A 16,936-nucleotide genomic window follows, 5' to 3' on the forward strand; every position below is an offset into this window, starting at 1 on the left:
TGTTTATGATGGAGTGACCGATGAAACCAGAAGTCCTGCAACTGAGCCCTATCCTGATCCCGCAGATCCGTGAGCGCCTGGAACAGCTGTTCACCGTACACCGTTACTACGAACAGGCCGACAAGGATGCCTACGTCAGCCAGTATGCAAGCAACATTCGGGGCGTGATTACCGGCGGCCACACCGGCATCAGCCAGGCGCTGATGGCGCGCCTGCCCAACCTCGAAGTGATCGCCGTCAATGGCGTCGGCACCGACGCGGTAGACTTGGCCTATGCCCGCGATCGCGGCATCCAGGTGACGGCGACCCTCGGTGCGCTCACCGAGGACGTCGCCGATCTTGCCATCGGCCTGCTGATCGGCTTGTGCCGGGGTATCTGCACCGGTGACCGCTTCGTTCGCGCCGGCCGTTGGGCCACCAGCACCACGCCGCTGGCACCGCTGCCACTGGCCCGGCAGGTGTCGGGCATGCGCGTGGGCATCGTCGGCATGGGCCGGGTCGGGCGGGCGGTAGCACAGCGGGCGACAGCCTTCGGTTGCCCGATCCGCTACACCGATCTACAGGCGCTGGATGTGCCCTACGGGTTCGAGGCAGATCTGCTGCAGTTGGCCAAGGACAGCGATGCGCTGATCCTCGCGGCGGCGGCTGACAAGGGCGAGGCGCTGATCAATCGCGACGTGCTGCGGGCGTTGGGCGCCGAGGGGTATCTGATCAATATCGCACGCGGCAAGCTGGTGGATGAACCCGCGTTGGTCGCGGCGTTGCAGGCCGGCGAGATCGCTGGCGCGGCGCTGGATGTGTTTGCCGATGAACCGCGAGCGCCCGAGGCGTTGTTCGAGCGCGAAGATGTAGTCCTGCAACCGCATCGCGCCAGTGCCACGGTACAGACACGCACGCGCATGGGCGAGATGGTGGTGGCCAGCCTGGTGGATGTATTTGCCGGACGCAAACCGCAGGGGTTGGTTATCTAGTCGGCTTGTGCTGGCCTCTTCGCGGGAAGGCCCGTTCCCACAGGTGCAGCGCCGTATTTGAAGGCGGTGCAGATTCCGTAGGCGCGAGCTTGCCCGCGAAGAGGCCGGCACAGGCAGCAAAGGGGTATCAGGCCACCGCCAGCTCCACCGCCTCCCCCTTCAACCGCACCGGCCACACCCGCAACCTCTGCCCGGCATCCTCCAGGCACTCCCCACTCAGCAGGCTGAAGTGCTGCTTGTAGAGCGGCGCTGCCACCACCAACTCACCTTGCACACTGCCCACCAGCCCGCGGCCGATGATGTTGGCGCCGGAGCGTGGGTCGCGATTGTCCACTGCATACAGCGGCTGGGACTGCCCCGGCAGGTAGAACAACGCCACCTGGGCCCCATCGAACCAAACCACGACGCCGGAGTCGGCCACCAGGTCTTGTGCCTGGCACACCGGCTGCCAGTTTTCTTGCGTGTTCACAGCAACATTAGCCAGGTTCATCAGACAGTCTCCTCGACGGTTGGGATCAGGTGCAGCGGTGCTGCGGGCCGGCGTTGTTCGCGTTCGCGCACGAAGTGCACGTCCGGGTCGGCGCGTCGGTCGTTGACGAAGGTGCGGAAGCGCTTGAGCTTCTCCGGGTCGTTGAGGGCATTGGCCCACTCACATTCATACTGGTCGACCACCTGCTGCATCTGCGCTTCCAGCTCGCTGGCCAGGCCCAGGCTGTCGTCGATGATCACCTGCTTCAGGTAGTCCAGCCCGCCTTCCAGGTTTTCACGCCACACCGAGGTGCGCTGCAGCTTGTCGGCCGTGCGGATGTAGAACATCAGCACGCGGTCGATCAGGCGTACCAGGGTTTCGTCGTCCAGGTCGGTGGCGAACAGCTCGGCATGCCGCGGGCGCATGCCGCCGTTGCCGCACACGTACAGGTTCCAGCCCTTGTCGGTGGCGATAACGCCGATGTCCTTGCTCTGCGCCTCGGCGCATTCACGGGTGCAACCCGATACCGCGAACTTGAGCTTGTGGGGGCTGCGCAGGCCCTTGTAGCGGTCTTCCAGGCGCAGGGCCATGGCGACACTGTCCTGCACGCCGTAACGGCACCAGGTACTACCCACGCAAGACTTCACCGTGCGGGTCGACTTGCCGTAGGCGTGGCCGGTTTCGAAACCGGCCTCGATCAGTTCGCCCCAGATCAGCGGCAGCTCGTGCAACTGGGCGCCGAACAGGTCGATGCGCTGGCCACCGGTGATCTTGGTGTACAGGTCGTATTTCTTGGCCACCTGGCCGATGACGATGAGCTTGTCGGGGGTTATTTCACCACCGGGAATGCGCGGCACCACCGAATAGGTGCCGTTTTTCTGCATGTTGGCCATGAAGGTGTCGTTGGTGTCCTGCAGCGGTACCAGCGCCGGGTCCATGATCGGCTGGTTCCAGCACGAGGCAAGGATGTTGCCCACCGCCGGCTTGCAGATGTCACACCCCAGATAGCCCTTGCCATGGCGCTCGAGCAGTTCGCTGAAGGTGCGGATACCCTCCACCCGCACCAACCCGTACAGCTCCTGCCGGGTGTAGGCAAAGTGCTCGCACAGGCTCTTGTCCACCGCCACGCCGCGGGCCGTCAGTTCGTGCTCGAAGACTTGCTTGAGCAGGGCCGCGCAACCGCCGCAGCCGGTCGCGGCCTTGGTGCAGCCCTTGACCGCAGCCAAGTCGCTACAGCCACTGTCGATCGCGGCGCACACCGCCCCCTTGCTGACGTTGTGGCAGGAGCAGATGGTCGCGCTGTCGGGCAGCGCATCGGCGCCCAGGGCCGGCGCACCACCGCCTTGCGGCAGGATCAGCGCTGCCGGGTCGGCCGGCAGGGCGATGCCGTTCTGGGCGTACTGCAACAGGGTGTCGTAATAGCTGTTGTCACCGACCAGCACCGCGCCGAGCACGTGCTTGCCGCTGGCATCCACCACCAAACGGCGGTAAGCGCTGTTGGCTTCATCGATGAAGCGATAGCTGCGCGCGCCCGGCGTGGCACCGTGGGCGTCGCCGATCGAACCGACATCCACCCCCAGCAGCTTGAGCTTGGTCGACATGTCGGCGCCGGTGAACGCCACCGCCGCCTCGCCCATCAGCAGCCCAGCCAGGTTGCGCGCCATGCTGTAGCCTGGGGCGACCAGGCCGAACACACTGCCGTTCCACGAGGCGCACTCGCCGATGGCGAAGATGCGTGGGTCGCTGCTGCGGCAGTGGTTATCGATAACCACGCCACCGCGCGCGGCGATGTCCAGGCCGCAACCCCGGCCCAGTGCATCCTGTGGGCGGATACCGGCGGAGAACACGATCAGGTCGGTTTCCAGGTGCTCACCGCCGTCGAAGTTCATGCGGTAGCGGTAGGTTTCACCGGCACTGACCGACTGGGTGGCGCGCGCCAGGTGCACCCCCACACCCAGCGCTTCGATCTGCGCCTTCAACGCGGCACCGCCCTCGCCGTCCAGCTGTACCGGCATCAGCCGTGGGGCGAATTCCACCACGTGGGCTTCCAGCCCCAGCGACTTGAGGGCGTTGGCCGCTTCCAGGCCAAGCAGGCCACCGCCGACCACCACCCCTCGGCGGGCACCGGCTGCGGCAGCACGAATGCCATCGAGGTCGTCCAGGGTGCGGTAGACCAGGCGGGCATTGCCGCTGGAGCCTTCGATTGGCGGCACAAAGGGATAGGAGCCGGTAGCCAGCACCAGTTGGTCGTAGCCGTAACGACCTTCGGCAGTGACGACTTCGCGGCGCTCGCGGTCGATCTCCAGAACGGCCTCACCCAGGTGCAGGTGCACGCCATTGGCGTCGTAGAAATCGTGCTCACACAGGGCCAGGGTTTCGGCACAGCTGCCGCCGAAGTATTCGGACAGGTGCACGCGGTCATACGCGCGTTGGCGCTCTTCGCCAAATACCCGCACCTCGAAGCGCTGCAGGGCGCCGCGACTGACCAGTTGTTCGACGCAATGGTGGCCGACCATGCCGTTGCCGACGATGACCAGTCGCTCTCGTTGCCCGCTGCTCGCTGTTGCCTTCATAAGCCGATCCTCGATCAAAAAAAAAGCGCCTGGAGCCGAAGCTCCAGGCGCCTTTGCCTGTATTCATCACGGTAGGGGGCCCGGGTTGATCGCCGTTGATCAGTGGGCTTTGTTGTATCCGAGGTTAAGCAGGGAGTGTGCCAATTGGGCTGCGTGGGATGCCTGGGTTGCCTGTGCCGGCCTCTTCGCGGGTAAACCCGCTCCTACACTTGCGCTGGGCCCGCCCAGCCAATGCACATTCAAAGTGCACAGCACCCCATCTTGGAGCACTTCAGTACACATCGCGCCGATAACGCCTGGCCTTGCTCAAGCCTTCGACATAAGCCGCAGCCGCCGCCGCATCCATCCGGCCATGCTCGGCGACGATTACCCGCAACGCCGCATCCACATCCCTGGCCATACGCTGCGCATCGCCACACACATAGAAATACGCCCCCGCCTCCAGCCACTGCCACAACAGCGCACCCTGCTCAAGCATGCGCTGCTGCACATAGATCTTCTCGGCCTGGTCCCGCGAGAACGCCGTGTCCAGCCGCAGGTGCCCCGCCGCCTGCCAGGCCTGCAACTGCTCCTGGTAATAGAAGTCGGTCGCTGCGTACTGCTCACCGAAGAACAGCCAGTTGTCACCTTTTGCCCCCCGTGCCTCTCGCTCCTCGAGGAACGCACGAAACGGTGCAATGCCAGTACCAGGGCCCACCATGATCACCGGCACGCTGTCGTCCTCGGGCAAGCGGAAGTGCTTCGACACCTGCGGGAAGATCGCCACTTTCTGCACCTGCGCACGGTCGGCAAGGTAGCTTGAGCACACGCCTTTACGTTCGCCATAACGCACCGTCGACACCGTCAGATGCACCTGGCCTGGGTGCGCCAGTGGGCTGGAGCTGATCGAATAGAGCCGCGGCTGCAATGGTTTGAGCAGTTCCAGCCAGCTAGCCAGCGGCAACTGCTGGGGGAAGGCGCGCAGCACATCGACCAGCTGCCGGCCCCACAGCCAATCTTGCAGCTCGGCCTTGCATTCGGGCTGCAGCAAACGCTGCAGGTCAGGCGCATTGCTGGCAAATGCCTGCAGTTGCTGCGCAGTGACCTTGGCAATTTCCAGATGTGCTTGCAGGGCTTCGCCCAATGGCATGGCGCAATGACCTTTAAGCTCGACCATCGCCTGGCCATCGAGCTGCATCAGCGTCAGCAGTTCCTCTACCAGGGCCGGGCAGTTGCGCGGCCATACGCCCAGGGCATCGCCGGCAGCGTAACTGAAGCCGCTTCCGCCCAAGTCGAAGACCAACTGACGGGTTTCCTTGCTGGCGCCGGGGCCATTGAGCAGGCGGTTTTCCAGCACAGTGGCCATCCAGGGTTGCTGCTTGCTATAGACCGCCAAGGGTGCAGGTTCACTCGCCGGTGGTGGTGCCGCAGCACTGCCCAGTGCAGGCAATAGCGCTTCGAGCCAGCCGGCAAAGGCTTCGTCGAAGTCTGGCTCGCAGTCCACCCGTTGCAGTAGGCGCCGCGCTCCCAGCTCGGCCAGGCGCTGGTCGAGCTTGCGGCCAAAACCGCAGAACTGGTCGTAACTGGAGTCGCCCAGGGCCAGTACGGCATAGGACAGCCCGGCGCAGTGAGCGCCCTCCTCACCCTGCAAGGCCTGCCAGAATGCCGCGCCGCTGTCGGGCGCGTCGCCATCGCCAAAGGTGCTGGCGATCAACACCACACTGGCAGCGCCCTGCAGCTGGCTTGGACTGACCACCTCCAGGCAACTGAGTTGCACGTTCAGACCAGCATCGCGCAGGCGCGCGGCACAGCGTTCGGCCAGTTGCTCACCAGTGCCGGTCTGCGAGGCCCACAGCACCTGATGCCATGGCGCGGCCTGTGCTGCGATGGGTGCAGTTGCAGGATGGGCGAACAGCCCGGCCAGCAAGCCGTCGACAAACAAACGACGGCTGGCAGCCAGCGGCGCACTGGCCGGCAGGCGGGGTACGCCCTCGGCGCGGGCCTGGTCCAGGCCCAGCAGGAAACCTTGCAGGTAATGACGCTCTTCTTCGGCCAGCACCGGAACCGGCTGGGTGTGCAGGCCAAGCAGACGGGACAGGGTGGCGGTCGGCATGCGGACAGGCTCTACAGTGGCAGTGTTCAGATCAAGGGCGTCGATGCGCTCGCCTGCGACCCGCTCCAGGGCTACGGCGCAGTGTTTGAAGGCAGGCTGCAGCGACAGCGGGTCGACCGCATCGCAGGTCGCGGCATTGATCGCCAATTGCTCGCCGATCAGGTCATTCCAGTGAAACGGCGCAAAGCAGTTGCCCGGCATGACCCGGTCACTGATGCGCGCCGGCAACACGGCGTGCCCCCGGCGTGAGCGAACGGCTACCTGGTCCTTTTCAGCGACACCCAGCCGGGCAGCATCCTCGGGATGAATCTCAAGGTAGGGGCCGGGCTCCAGCTTGTTCAGTGCCGGCACCTTGCCGGTCTTGGTCAACGTGTGCCATTGGTGCTGCACACGGCCAGTGTTCAGCACCATGGGGTAGTCATCGTCCGGCAATTCCGCTGCCGGTAACCAGGGCCGCGCAAAGAAGCGCGCCTTGCCACTGGCGGTGGGGAAAGCCAGTGCCGGCCGCCCACCTTGGGCATCGAGCAGGAGCGCCTGGCTGCTGCCGTCGTTGAGGTAGCGCAGCGGGCTGCGCTGCTGTTGGCTGCCCGGCGCACAGGGCCACTGGCGCGGCTGCGTACGCAATTCGGCATAGCCGATACCGCGCAGGTCATAACCGGTCACAGGGTTGTGGAAGCGGCGTATTTCCTCATACACCGCTTCGGCATTGGGGTAGTCGAAGGCGTCCGCATAGCCCATGGCACACGCCACGCGGGCAATGATCTGCCAGTCCGGCAAACTTTGCCCGGGCGGCTCGACAGCGCGTGGCATAAGGGTCATGTTGCGCTCGCTGTTGATCATCACACCCTCGCCTTCGGCCCACAGCGCGGCCGGCAGCAGGATGTCGGCGTAGCGATTGGTTTCGGTGTCGAGGAAGGCGTCCTGGGTAATGACCAGTTCGGCCTTGCGCAGGCCGTCGATCACTTGCTGGCGGTTGGCGACACTGGCCACCGGGTTGCTGCAGATGACCCAGCAGGCTTTCACTTCACCGGTTTTCATCTGCCCGAACAGCGCCACCGTACCCTCGCCGCCCTCGCTGCGCAGGCTGCCGGGTGGAAGTTGCCATTGTCGTTCGACGAATGCGCGGTCATCTTCCACCAACGCTGAGCGCTGGCCTGGCAAGCCAGGGCCCATGTAGCCCATGTCGCGGCCGCCCATGGCATTGGGCTGGCCGGTCAGCGAGAACGGGCCGCTACCGGGGCGGCAGATAGCCCCCGTGGCCAAGTGCAGGTTACAGATGGCGTTGCTGTGCCAGGTGCCGTGAATGCTCTGGTTCAAGCCCATGGTCCAACAGCTCATCCAGTTGCTGGCGCTACCGATCCATTCGGCGGCCTTGATGATATCGGCCTCGGCCAGCCCGGTGATGGCGGCTACGCGCTCGGGGGTGTAGTCGTCGAGGAAGGCCGGCAGTTCGTCCCAGCCTTCGGTGTAGCGGGCAATGAAGTCGGGGTTGGTGTGGCCGTTGCGATGCAGCAGGTGCAAGAGGCCGTTGAGCAAGGCCATGTCGCTGCCGGGACGCACCTGCAGAAACAGGTCGGCCTTGTCGGCCGTGGCGCTGCGCCGCGGGTCGACGACGATCATCCTGGCGCCGGCCTTGACCCGGTCAAGCAGGCGCAGGAACAGGATCGGGTGGCAGTCGGCCATATTGGCGCCGATCACCAGAAATACCTCGGCGTGCTCGAAGTCCTGGTAACTGCCAGGTGGGCCATCGGCGCCAAGCGACAGCTTGTAGCCACTGCTGGCGCTGGCCATGCACAGGCGCGAGTTGGACTCGATGTGGCGCGTACGGATAAAGCCCTTGGCCAGCTTGTTGGCCAGGTACTGGGCCTCCAGCGACATTTGCCCGGACACGTACAGCGCCATGGCATCCGGGCCGTGCTGGTCGATGATGCCGCGCAGACGCTCGGCGGTGGCAGCGATGGCCTGGTCCATGCTGGTGCGCACTGGCGGCTGGCTGCGTTGCTGGCGCACGTAGGCATCGGCCATGCGCCCGCTGGCACTCAGTGGCAGGTGTGCGGTGAGGCCTTTGGTGCATAGGCGGCCAAAGTTGCTCGGGTGCAGCTTGTCGCCGCTGATCTTGCCGACCTTGCCATCGGCAACGCTCATGACGATGCCGCAGCCCACGCCGCAGTAGGGGCAGACGCTGCGTACTTCGCTGTTGGCCATGGGCGGGCTCCTGTGAAAACGCAAAAAGGCGCCGGCTGCCCCGGCATGCTGATGCACGCGGGGCAACACGGCGCCTTTGTCGTGAAGTGGTGAGGGCTGTCGACGTTGATAGCCCGGGATGAGGGTAAATCAGCAATTTATGGGCCAGCTATACCAGCCATTTCGCGGGCATGCCCGCTCCCACAGGGATATCGCAAGGCCTGAGGGCGGCGCCGTACCTATGGAAGCAGGCACGCCCGCGAAGAGGCCTGCACAGGCTACGCACCATGCGGTGGCAAGCCGGTACCCGCTGGCGCTATGCTGGGGCAATTTCCAGCATGAGCAACTACCCTCCCCCCATGTCCCAGGTGATCCTCAAGACCCCCACCCAGCTCGACCTGATGCGCCGCGCCGGCCAGCTACTGACCCAGGTGTTCGCCGAACTCGACAGCTTCATCCGCCCCGGAGTGACCACGATGCAGATCAACGACCGCGCCGAGGCGTTCATCGTCGATACGCTTAAGGCACGGCCTGCAAGCAAAGGCCAGTACGGTTTCCCTTACTCGCTCAATACGTCGGTGGACCACGTGGTATGCCACGGCATCCCCAAGGTCGATGAGGTACTCAAGGAAGGCTCGATCATCAACGTCGACATCACTCTGGAACAGGGCGGCTACATTGCCGATTCGTCGAAGATGTATGGCATCGGCAAGATCAGCGATGAAGCCCGGCGCCTGGTCGACACCACCTATGACGCGTTGTGGAAAGGCATCGAGCAGGTGCGCCCTGGGGCAACGCTGGGCGATATCGGCCATGCCGTGCAGGCACATGCCGAGGCGGCGGGTTACAGCGTGGTGCGCGAGTATTGCGGGCACGGTATTGGCCAGCAGATGCATGAAGCGCCAGAGGTGCTGCACATTGGCCAACGTGGCATGGGCATGAAACTGAAACCGGGCATGGTGTTTACCATCGAGCCGATGATCAACCAGGGTGGGCGTGGGACGCGCACGCTGAAGGATGGCTGGACGGTGATTACCCGTGACCACAGCCTGTCGGCGCAGTGGGAGCATACCGTGGCGGTGACTGAGGGTGGGTATGAGGTGCTGACATTGCGGGAGGAGGAACGTCGTGGCTGAAGCTGCGGCAAACGCTTGCAGGTATGAGTACAAAATTCAGGCACAAAAAAAAGCGACCCTAGGGTCGCTTTCTTTTTTACTTCCGGGTGTTCAGTAGGCCCTGGAAGTGGAATATGGCGCAGCGGACGGGACTCGAACCCGCGACCCCCGGCGTGACAGGCCGGTATTCTAACCGACTGAACTACCGCTGCGCTATACATCGAGTGGTGGGTGATGACGGGATCGAACCGCCGACCCTCTGCTTGTAAGGCAGATGCTCTCCCGGCTGAGCTAATCACCCATGTCTCTCGGTGTGGCGCGCATTCTACGGGCGACTTGGCGCTCTGGCAAGCACTTATCGAAGTTTTTTCACACTTCGGTCAAACACCAAAAATCAGGCACAAAAAAAGCGACCCTAAGGTCGCTTTCTTTGTTACTTCCGGGTGTTCAGTGGGCCCTGGAAGTGGAATATGGCGCAGCGGACGGGACTCGAACCCGCGACCCCCGGCGTGACAGGCCGGTATTCTAACCGACTGAACTACCGCTGCGCTATACATCGAGTGGTGGGTGATGACGGGATCGAACCGCCGACCCTCTGCTTGTAAGGCAGATGCTCTCCCGGCTGAGCTAATCACCCTTCGTCTCGGTGTGGCGCGCATTCTACGGAGCGTCCCGCACCCTGGCAAGCACTTTTTAAACTTTTTGCAAAAAAAACCTCAGGCCTTTCAAAGACCTAGCGTTGTCGGCCGATTCTTTCATGCATAAGCCACTGCTGGCCCTCTGACAGGGCTGGCCTCAACTCACCGCTCGGAGAATAATGCCCGCCTTATGCATTAAGGAGAGATTGCCCCTCATGTGGTTCAAGAACCTGCTGACCTACCGCCTGACCCAGGAAGTTCCGTTCGAGCCTGAAGCGCTGGAAGCCGCCCTGGCCAGCAAGCCGGCCCGCCCCTGCGCCAGCCAGGAGCTGACCACCTATGGTTTCGTCGCGCCGTTCGGCAAAGGCGAAGACGCTCCCCTGGTGCATGTCAGCGGCGAGTACCTGCTGATTGCCGCGCGCAAGGAAGAACGCATCCTGCCGAGCAGCGTGGTCAACGACGCGGTCAAGGAAAAGGTCGAAGAGATCGAGACCGAGCAAATGCGCAAGGTCTATAAAAAGGAGCGCGACCAGATCAAGGACGAAATCATCCAGGCGTTCCTGCCGCGTGCGTTCATCCGCCGCTCGATGATCTTCGCTGCCATTGCCCCGCGCCTGGGCGTGATCCTGGTCAACTCGGCCAGCGCCAAGCGCGCCGAAGACCTGCTGTCGACCCTGCGTGAAGTGATGGGCTCGCTGCCGGTGCGCCCGGCCACGGTGAAGATTGCGCCGGTGGCCACCATGACCGACTGGGTCAAATCGCAGCAAGCCGCCGAAGGCTTCTATGTACTGGACGAGTGCGAACTGCGTGACACCGCCGAAGATGGCGGTATCGTGCGTTGCAAGCGCCAGGACCTGACCGGCGAAGAGATCCAGTTGCACCTTTCCACTGGCAAGGTGGTGACCCAGCTGGCCCTGGCCTGGCAAGACAAGCTGTCGTTCATTCTCGACGACAAGATGGTCATCAAGCGCCTGAAGTTCGAAGAGCTGCTGCAGGAGCAGGCCGAGCAGGACGGTGGCGATGAGGCTGCGCAGCAGTTCGATGCCAGCTTCCAGCTGATGATGATGACCTTTGCCGAATTCCTGCCGGTGCTGTTCGAGGCGCTGGGTGGGGAAGAGATCCCGCAAGGGGTCTGATTGGTATGAAATGCAGGTGCTGGCCTGAATCGTTTTCTGCCAGCACCGGCCTCTTCGCGGGTAAACCCGCGCCTGCAAGTGGTAACCCCTTGCAGGCGCGGTCTTGCCCGCAAGGCCGCAGACAGGCACCATGATGCCCACGGTGAGGACGACCTCACGACGCACCGCGTGACCACTCCGGGGACGGCCCCATCATTCAAACGATGGAGACACACTCATGTCCTGGATCATCCTGTTTTTCGCCGGCCTGTTCGAGGTCGGCTGGGCCGTCGGCCTCAAATACACCGACGGTTTCACTCGACCGCTACCCACTGTCCTTACCGTCGGCGCCATGGTCATCAGCCTGGGCCTGTTGGGCCTGGCCATGAAGGAATTGCCGCTGGGCACCGCCTATGCCATCTGGACCGGCGTAGGCGCAGTCGGTACGGTCATCGCCGGGATCATTCTGTTCGGCGAGTCCATGGCCCTGGTGCGGCTGGTCAGTGTGGCGCTGATCGTCTGCGGCCTTGTCGGCCTGAAAGTCAGCGCCAGCTAGCCCCTATCGCAGATGGCCGCGCAGGCGGCTGACCTGTTCACGCAACACTTCAGGCTGCGCCGCCTCCACCGGGACGGCGGCGCCTGCCACGATGGTCACCCGCGACCACAGGCGCTTGAAGAAACCCTTGGCCGGGTCACGGCTGAAGAAGCTTCCCCACAACCCCTGCAAGGCCAGCGGAATCACCGGTACCGGCGTTTCTTCGAGGATGCGGCTGACCCCACCCTTGAAGACATCGATTTCGCCATCGCCCGTCAGCTTGCCTTCCGGGAAAATGCACACCAGCTCGCCATCCGCCAGGTACTCGGCAATGCGCGCGAAGGCCCGCTCGTACGTCGCCTGGTCTTCGTTACGCCCGGCAATCGGGATGGCACCGGCAGTGCGAAACACGAAGTTGAGCACCGGCAGGTTGTAGATCTTGTAGTACATGACAAAGCGGATCGGCCGGCGGATAGCCCCGCCCAGCAGCAACGCATCGACGAACGACACGTGGTTGCACACTAGCAACGCTGCACCCTCGTCGGGGATGCGCTCAAGGTCTCGGTGCTGCACGCGGTACATCGAATGGCTGAGCAGCCAGATCAGGAAGCGCATGGTGAACTCGGGGACGATCCTGAAGATATAGGTGTTGACCGCGATATTGAGCAGCGACACCACCAGGAAGAGCTGCGGGATGCTCAGCTTGGCCACGCCTAGCAGGATGATGGTGAGCACCGCCGACACCACCATGAACAAGGCATTGAGGATGTTGTTGGCCGCGATCACCCTGGCGCGCTCGTCCTCGGCCGTGCGGGCCTGGATCAACGCATACAATGGCACGATGTAGAAGCCGCCGAACACGCCCAGGCCAATGATCGACAGCAAGATCCACCAGGCCTGGCTCATGCCCAGCAATGCCAGCCAGTCGTGCGGCGCTGCTGCAGCCGGCACATCACCGGAGTGCCACCACCACAGCAGGCCGAACAGGGTCAGGCCGAACGAGCCGAACGGCACCAGGCCGATTTCCACCTTACGTCCACTGAGCCGCTCGCACAGCAGTGAGCCCAGGGCGATGCCCACCGAGAACAGTGTCAGCACCAGGGTCACCACCGTGCCGTCACCGTGCAGCCAATCCTTGGCATAGGCCGGGATCTGCGTGAGGTAGATGGCGCCGACAAACCAGAACCACGAGTTGCCGACGATCGAACGCGACACCGCCGGCGGCTGGCCCAGGCCCATGCGCAAGATCACCCACGACTGCTTGAAGATGTTCCAGTCCAGCGGCATTTGCGGCGAGGCGGCAGCAGCCCGGGGGATCCAGCGGCTGGCCAGGTAGCCGAGTACCGCCGTGCCGACCACGCCACCGGCCACCACCGTTGCGTAACTGTCGGCCGACATCATCACCCCGGCGCCGATAGTGCCGGCGAGGATGGCGAGGAAGGTACCGGTTTCCACCAGCCCGTTACCGCCCACCAGCTCTTCCTCGCGCAGGGCCTGCGGCAGGATCGAATACTTCACCGGGCCGAACAGCGCCGAGTGGGTCCCCATACCGAACAGCGCCACCAGCATCAGCGCCAGATGGTTGGTGACAAAGCCCAGCGCACCAATCGCCATGATCACGATTTCGGCCAGCTTGATTGCGCGGATCAGCGCATCCTTGGCGAACTTCTCGCCAAACTGCCCGCCCAGCGCCGAAAACAGGAAAAACGGCAGGATGAACAGCAAGGCACACAGGTTGACCCAGATCGATCGGTCACCATCGCCCAGGCTGAGCTTGAACAAAATCGCCAGGATCAGCGACTGCTTGAACAGGTTGTCGTTGAAGGCACCCAGCGACTGAGTGATGAAAAACGGCAGGAAACGCCGCTTGCCGAGCAAGGTGAATTGCGAAGAGTGACTCATCGTCCTTGGTCCTGAGGGCTTTTCAATTGGAGGCTCGCCAAGCGCGCCGGGCCACAAATCTGCATGGGAAATGCGCTGGCTGGCAAGCACCAGCTCAGGCATGGCCAGGCGAGATTGCTTTCAAGGACCTGCTGGCAGTTGCAGCACTGGCGCTAAGTCACTCGAAGCCAAACAACGCCCGCGCGGTATCCACCAACAGTGCCTGGCGCAACTGCGCTGAACACCCCAAGGCCTCGAACTGTTCGACAGCGGTGCCGAAACTGACCTCCGACTCATGTTGGGTATGCGGCCAGTCACTGCCCCACATCAACCGCTCTGCGCCGTAATGGGCTTCCAGCGCGCACAGCGCCTGACGGGCGAATGCCAGGTTCTGTTCCGGCGAGCCCTGCAGCCGGTAGATGCCGGACACCTTCACCCATACCTTGCCCCGACCGCTCAGGGTGAGCAGTTCGGCAAACCCCGGCTGGCCCAGGCCAAGGCGGGCATCTGGCCGGCCGAAATGGTCAATCACGATGTCCAGGCCATAGGGCTGCAATGCCCGCACCAGCACTGGAATGTCCGCCACCTGACGGTGCAGTTCCACGTGCCACCCCTGCTCGCCGATGTGTTCCAGCAGCGGCCGCCACTGCGCGTCGGTCAGGTCAGGCATATCCTGCCCCATGAGGTTGAGGCGTACACCCCTTACCCCCAACCGGGCCATTTCCGCCAACGTCGCGCGCTCGACATCCCGCTCCAGCATCACCACCCCGCGCAGTTGCCCAGGCACGGTCTGCAAGGCGCTGAGCAAATAGCGGTTGTCGGTACCCAGGAAGCTGGGCTGGACCAGTACGCCATGGCTGAAACCATGAGCCCGCAGCCGGCCCAGGTAGTCGCCCAGCGGCGCATCGTAACTGGGCGCATAACGCCGCTGGCTGGCCAGGTTCAGGCCACGGCTGAACACGTGGGCGTGGCTGTCGATGGCGGTCAGGTGCAAAGCGGGTGCGTGGGGCATGGTTCTCATACAAACACGTTCAGGTTACTTGGCGACGGCACCGGCCGCTTCCGGCGCAGGTGCAGATTCAAGGTTGCGGCCACGGGTTTCGGGCAGGCACAGGGCTGCGATCACCGCAACGCCATACGCGATGCCGGCATCGATGCCGATGGCACTCCCCAGCGACATCGATTCGCTCATGTGCCCGACCAGGAAGGGGAACACGGCCGACAGCACGCGACCGAAGTTGTAGCAAAAGCCCACCCCGGCGCCGCGTACGTCAGCCGGGTACAGTTCATTGAAAAACGCGCCAAGGCTGGCCGGGATGCCGGCGGCGAAAAAGCCCAGCGGGAAGCCGAGGAACAGCATCTGGGTATTGCTCAGCGGGAAGAACACGTAGGCCTGCACGGTCAGTACACAGCACAGGGCGAACAGCAGGATGTTCTTGCGCCTGCCAATACGGTCGATCAGCAGGCCGCTGACCACGCAGCCACACCAGAAGGCCAGGATGATCACCGCCAGGTAACCGCCAGAGTTAAGCACCGAGAGGTTGCGCTCTGTCTTGAGAAAGGTCGGCAACCAGGTCATCACCGCGTGGTAGCCACCGTGGGCACCCAGGCCGAGCAAGCCGCCCAGCAGGGTCACACGCAGCAGTTCCGGGCGGAAGATGCCAGCCATCGACTGCAAGAAGCTGGAGGGGATGGCTTTTTCTTTCTGCAGGCGCTGGAAACTGTCCGGCTCAGGCACGTTGCGGCGTACCCAGATGATCAGCAGCGATGGCAGCAGACCGACGAAGAACATCACCCGCCAGGCAAACTCCTGCGGTACCAGTGAGTAAATCAGCGTAAACAGTGCCACCGCCAGCCCCCACCCCACAGCCCAGGCACTCTGCACCGTACCCATGACTTTGCCGCGATACCTGGGGTTGATGGTTTCGGCCATCAGCACAGCGCCGGCTGCCCATTCGCCACCAATGCCAAAGCCTTGCATGGCCTTGACGAACAGCAACGGGTAGAAACCGGTGACGAATGCCGAAAGGAAGGTAAAGAACGAGAACCAGAGAATCATCCATTGCAGGGTACGCACGCGACCATAGCGGTCGGACAGGGTGCCACCCAGCCAGCCGCCGATTGCCGAGGTCACCAGGGTCAGGCCACTGATCAGGCCGGCGTCGCCCTTGGTCAGGGAGAACGCGGCGATCAGCGCGGGGATGGCCAGGCCGAACATCTGCACTTCCAGCGCATCGAGCGACCAACCGCCGAAACAGGCCCAGAATGTCTTGCGTTCCCGTGAGGTGATCTCGCGATACCAGCTGAACATGATTGTTATCCTTCTAGTCGTGGGTGTGACGGGCAGGCGAAGCCACTGCGCCGTGGCAGCACGGCGCAGACAGGTAAAAGGGTGAAGCGACCGGTTCAGCGAATGTCGATGCGGTAGCGGAAGTGCTGCGCATGGCCGCGCGAGCGGCGCCATTCCAGAGGTTTGCCGGCGTAATCCCGGGCCAGGCGCTCGATCACTACCACCGGGCTGTCGGCCGGCAGTTGCAGCAAGCGGCCATGCACCGCGTCGACCGCTTCGGCGGTCAGGGTCTCTTCGGCGTAGGCGACCACCTGACCGCACAGCGCTTCGTAGATCGGGTACAGCAGTGGGCCCTTGCTGTTCAAATCCACGTCCAGCAGCGGCTGGAAGGTTTGACGCGGCAGCCAGATCTCTTCAGCCAGCACCGGCTGGGCGCCAAGCAGACGGGTGCGAACGATGCGGATCACATCAGCCTCCCCCGCCAGGCCCAATGCCTCGGCCACCGCCGAAGGCGCCGGAAGCGGCTCGATAGAGAGAATGCGGCTTTCCGGCACCACGCGCTCGCCATTGGCGGCTTCGAAACGGAAGAAGCGGAACAGCGACGACTGGAACTGCGGGCGGCGAATGAAGGTGCCGCGACCCTGCTGACGCTCCAGCACGCCTTCGGCTACCAGCACATCGACAGCCTTGCGCACGGTGCCGATCGACAGGTCGAACTCGGTGGCCAAGGCTGCTTCGGTCGGGATCGCTTCCCCCGGACGCCAGCGGTTGTTGGCAATTTGCGCGACCATGTGGTCGCGCAGTTGTTGGTAGCGGGGCAGTCGAGCATCACCGGTCAATGGGTGCATGGGTCTCGCTCTCGTCTTGTTATATAAACATATATATGAATTTTTCAAGAGTATTCCCCCAGCCTGTCGGGCTGTCAATCCTCCGCCCGTCGCCCTTTTGCTTGTGACGCGGCCTTGTGTCGCGGAGGGCTGTGAAGCGGCCGGAGAATTCCCGCATTCACTCGAATGTTGTCGGTGCTGCTGCAAGGGCCGCTTGTGGCTTATGCTTGTGCCCGGCAAACCCGC

11 protein-coding genes and 4 tRNA genes are annotated in these 16,936 nt (G+C 63.5%); 4 read left to right on the forward strand and 11 right to left on the reverse strand.

The window, feature by feature from the left end:
- The first annotated feature begins 20 nt into the window (after positions 1-20).
- On the forward strand, positions 21-971 hold the full coding sequence (locus AC3B5Q_RS19665) for a 2-hydroxyacid dehydrogenase (RefSeq protein WP_012053427.1): 951 nt from the start codon (positions 21-23) through the stop codon (positions 969-971).
- 127 nt (positions 972-1,098) lie between these two features.
- On the opposite strand, the gene nirD is transcribed toward AC3B5Q_RS19665, so the two are convergent.
- The 3 genes from nirD to AC3B5Q_RS19680 all read right to left on the reverse strand — a co-directional run bounded on the left by nirD (position 1,099) and on the right by AC3B5Q_RS19680 (position 8,310).
- The gene (gene nirD / locus AC3B5Q_RS19670) at positions 1,099-1,461 is read right to left on the reverse strand and encodes a nitrite reductase small subunit NirD (RefSeq protein ID WP_012053428.1); all 363 of its coding nucleotides are present in this window, start codon (positions 1,459-1,461) and stop codon (positions 1,099-1,101) included.
- The gene (nirB, locus tag AC3B5Q_RS19675; protein WP_488392721.1) at positions 1,461-4,013 is read right to left on the reverse strand and encodes a nitrite reductase large subunit NirB; all 2,553 of its coding nucleotides are present in this window, start codon (positions 4,011-4,013) and stop codon (positions 1,461-1,463) included. Before nirB ends, nirD begins: the two co-directional genes overlap by 1 nt.
- Positions 4,014-4,284: 271 nt before the next feature.
- On the reverse strand, positions 4,285-8,310 hold the full coding sequence (locus AC3B5Q_RS19680; RefSeq protein WP_488392722.1) for a bifunctional nitrate reductase/sulfite reductase flavoprotein subunit alpha: 4,026 nt from the start codon (positions 8,308-8,310) through the stop codon (positions 4,285-4,287).
- A gap of 266 nt (positions 8,311-8,576) precedes the next feature.
- Here AC3B5Q_RS19680 and map point away from each other — a divergent pair, with 266 nt between their 5' ends.
- Positions 8,577-9,425 carry a type I methionyl aminopeptidase gene (gene map / locus AC3B5Q_RS19685; protein ID WP_021782500.1) on the forward strand — a complete coding sequence of 283 codons (849 nt, stop codon included), beginning with the start codon at positions 8,577-8,579 and terminating at the stop codon, positions 9,423-9,425.
- A 114-nt stretch (positions 9,426-9,539) separates the two neighbouring features.
- On the opposite strand, the gene AC3B5Q_RS19690 is transcribed toward map, so the two are convergent.
- From AC3B5Q_RS19690 to AC3B5Q_RS19705, 4 genes are all read right to left on the reverse strand, one after another.
- Positions 9,540-9,616: transfer RNA gene (locus tag AC3B5Q_RS19690), tRNA-Asp, on the reverse strand.
- A gap of 13 nt (positions 9,617-9,629) precedes the next feature.
- A tRNA-Val gene (locus tag AC3B5Q_RS19695) sits at positions 9,630-9,705 on the reverse strand.
- A 170-nt stretch (positions 9,706-9,875) separates the two neighbouring features.
- Positions 9,876-9,952, reverse strand: a tRNA-Asp gene (locus AC3B5Q_RS19700).
- A gap of 13 nt (positions 9,953-9,965) precedes the next feature.
- A tRNA-Val gene (locus AC3B5Q_RS19705) sits at positions 9,966-10,041 on the reverse strand.
- A gap of 216 nt (positions 10,042-10,257) precedes the next feature.
- On the opposite strand from AC3B5Q_RS19705, the gene rdgC reads away from it, so the two are divergent.
- The gene (gene rdgC, locus AC3B5Q_RS19710) at positions 10,258-11,178 is read left to right on the forward strand and encodes a recombination-associated protein RdgC (RefSeq protein WP_003252510.1); all 921 of its coding nucleotides are present in this window, start codon (positions 10,258-10,260) and stop codon (positions 11,176-11,178) included.
- Between the two features lie 217 nt (positions 11,179-11,395).
- Complete coding sequence (gene sugE, locus AC3B5Q_RS19715) at positions 11,396-11,713, forward strand: quaternary ammonium compound efflux SMR transporter SugE (protein ID WP_010952753.1); 318 nt, start codon at positions 11,396-11,398, stop codon at positions 11,711-11,713.
- Between the two features lie 3 nt (positions 11,714-11,716).
- Here the strand turns inward: sugE and AC3B5Q_RS19720 are convergent, their stop codons facing one another.
- The 4 genes from AC3B5Q_RS19720 to AC3B5Q_RS19735 all read right to left on the reverse strand — a co-directional run bounded on the left by AC3B5Q_RS19720 (position 11,717) and on the right by AC3B5Q_RS19735 (position 16,711).
- The gene (locus AC3B5Q_RS19720) at positions 11,717-13,594 is read right to left on the reverse strand and encodes an MFS transporter (protein WP_028698006.1); all 1,878 of its coding nucleotides are present in this window, start codon (positions 13,592-13,594) and stop codon (positions 11,717-11,719) included.
- 157 nt (positions 13,595-13,751) lie between these two features.
- A complete protein-coding gene (locus AC3B5Q_RS19725; protein WP_103443850.1) occupies positions 13,752-14,585 on the reverse strand; it encodes an amidohydrolase family protein in 834 nt (277 codons plus the stop codon).
- Between the two features lie 24 nt (positions 14,586-14,609).
- Entirely contained in the window at positions 14,610-15,884 is a 1,275-nt protein-coding gene (locus AC3B5Q_RS19730) for an MFS transporter (RefSeq protein ID WP_021782503.1), read from the reverse strand.
- Between the two features lie 95 nt (positions 15,885-15,979).
- Positions 15,980-16,711 carry a GntR family transcriptional regulator gene (locus AC3B5Q_RS19735; RefSeq protein WP_028698008.1) on the reverse strand — a complete coding sequence of 244 codons (732 nt, stop codon included), beginning with the start codon at positions 16,709-16,711 and terminating at the stop codon, positions 15,980-15,982.
- Between the last annotated feature and the right edge of the window lie 225 nt (positions 16,712-16,936).

The organism is Pseudomonas sp. D5(2026) (assembly GCF_057766845.1).

What these genes read in the sequence shown, in the direction of transcription:
- map (WP_021782500.1), top strand. Translation starts at nt 8,577, where the DNA reads ATGCGGTGGCAAGCCGGTACCCGCTGGCGCTATGCTGGGGCAATTTCC.
- rdgC (WP_003252510.1), top strand. Translation starts at nt 10,258, where the DNA reads ATGTGGTTCAAGAACCTGCTGACCTACCGCCTGACCCAGGAAGTTCCG.
- AC3B5Q_RS19680 (WP_488392722.1), bottom strand. Translation starts at nt 8,310, where the DNA reads ATGGCCAACAGCGAAGTACGCAGCGTCTGCCCCTACTGCGGCGTGGGC.
- sugE (WP_010952753.1), top strand. Translation starts at nt 11,396, where the DNA reads ATGTCCTGGATCATCCTGTTTTTCGCCGGCCTGTTCGAGGTCGGCTGG.
- AC3B5Q_RS19735 (WP_028698008.1), bottom strand. Translation starts at nt 16,711, where the DNA reads ATGCACCCATTGACCGGTGATGCTCGACTGCCCCGCTACCAACAACTG.
- AC3B5Q_RS19730 (WP_021782503.1), bottom strand. Translation starts at nt 15,884, where the DNA reads ATGTTCAGCTGGTATCGCGAGATCACCTCACGGGAACGCAAGACATTC.
- nirB (WP_488392721.1), bottom strand. Translation starts at nt 4,013, where the DNA reads ATGAAGGCAACAGCGAGCAGCGGGCAACGAGAGCGACTGGTCATCGTC.
- AC3B5Q_RS19665 (WP_012053427.1), top strand. Translation starts at nt 21, where the DNA reads ATGAAACCAGAAGTCCTGCAACTGAGCCCTATCCTGATCCCGCAGATC.
- nirD (WP_012053428.1), bottom strand. Translation starts at nt 1,461, where the DNA reads ATGAACCTGGCTAATGTTGCTGTGAACACGCAAGAAAACTGGCAGCCG.
- AC3B5Q_RS19725 (WP_103443850.1), bottom strand. Translation starts at nt 14,585, where the DNA reads ATGCCCCACGCACCCGCTTTGCACCTGACCGCCATCGACAGCCACGCC.
- AC3B5Q_RS19720 (WP_028698006.1), bottom strand. Translation starts at nt 13,594, where the DNA reads ATGAGTCACTCTTCGCAATTCACCTTGCTCGGCAAGCGGCGTTTCCTG.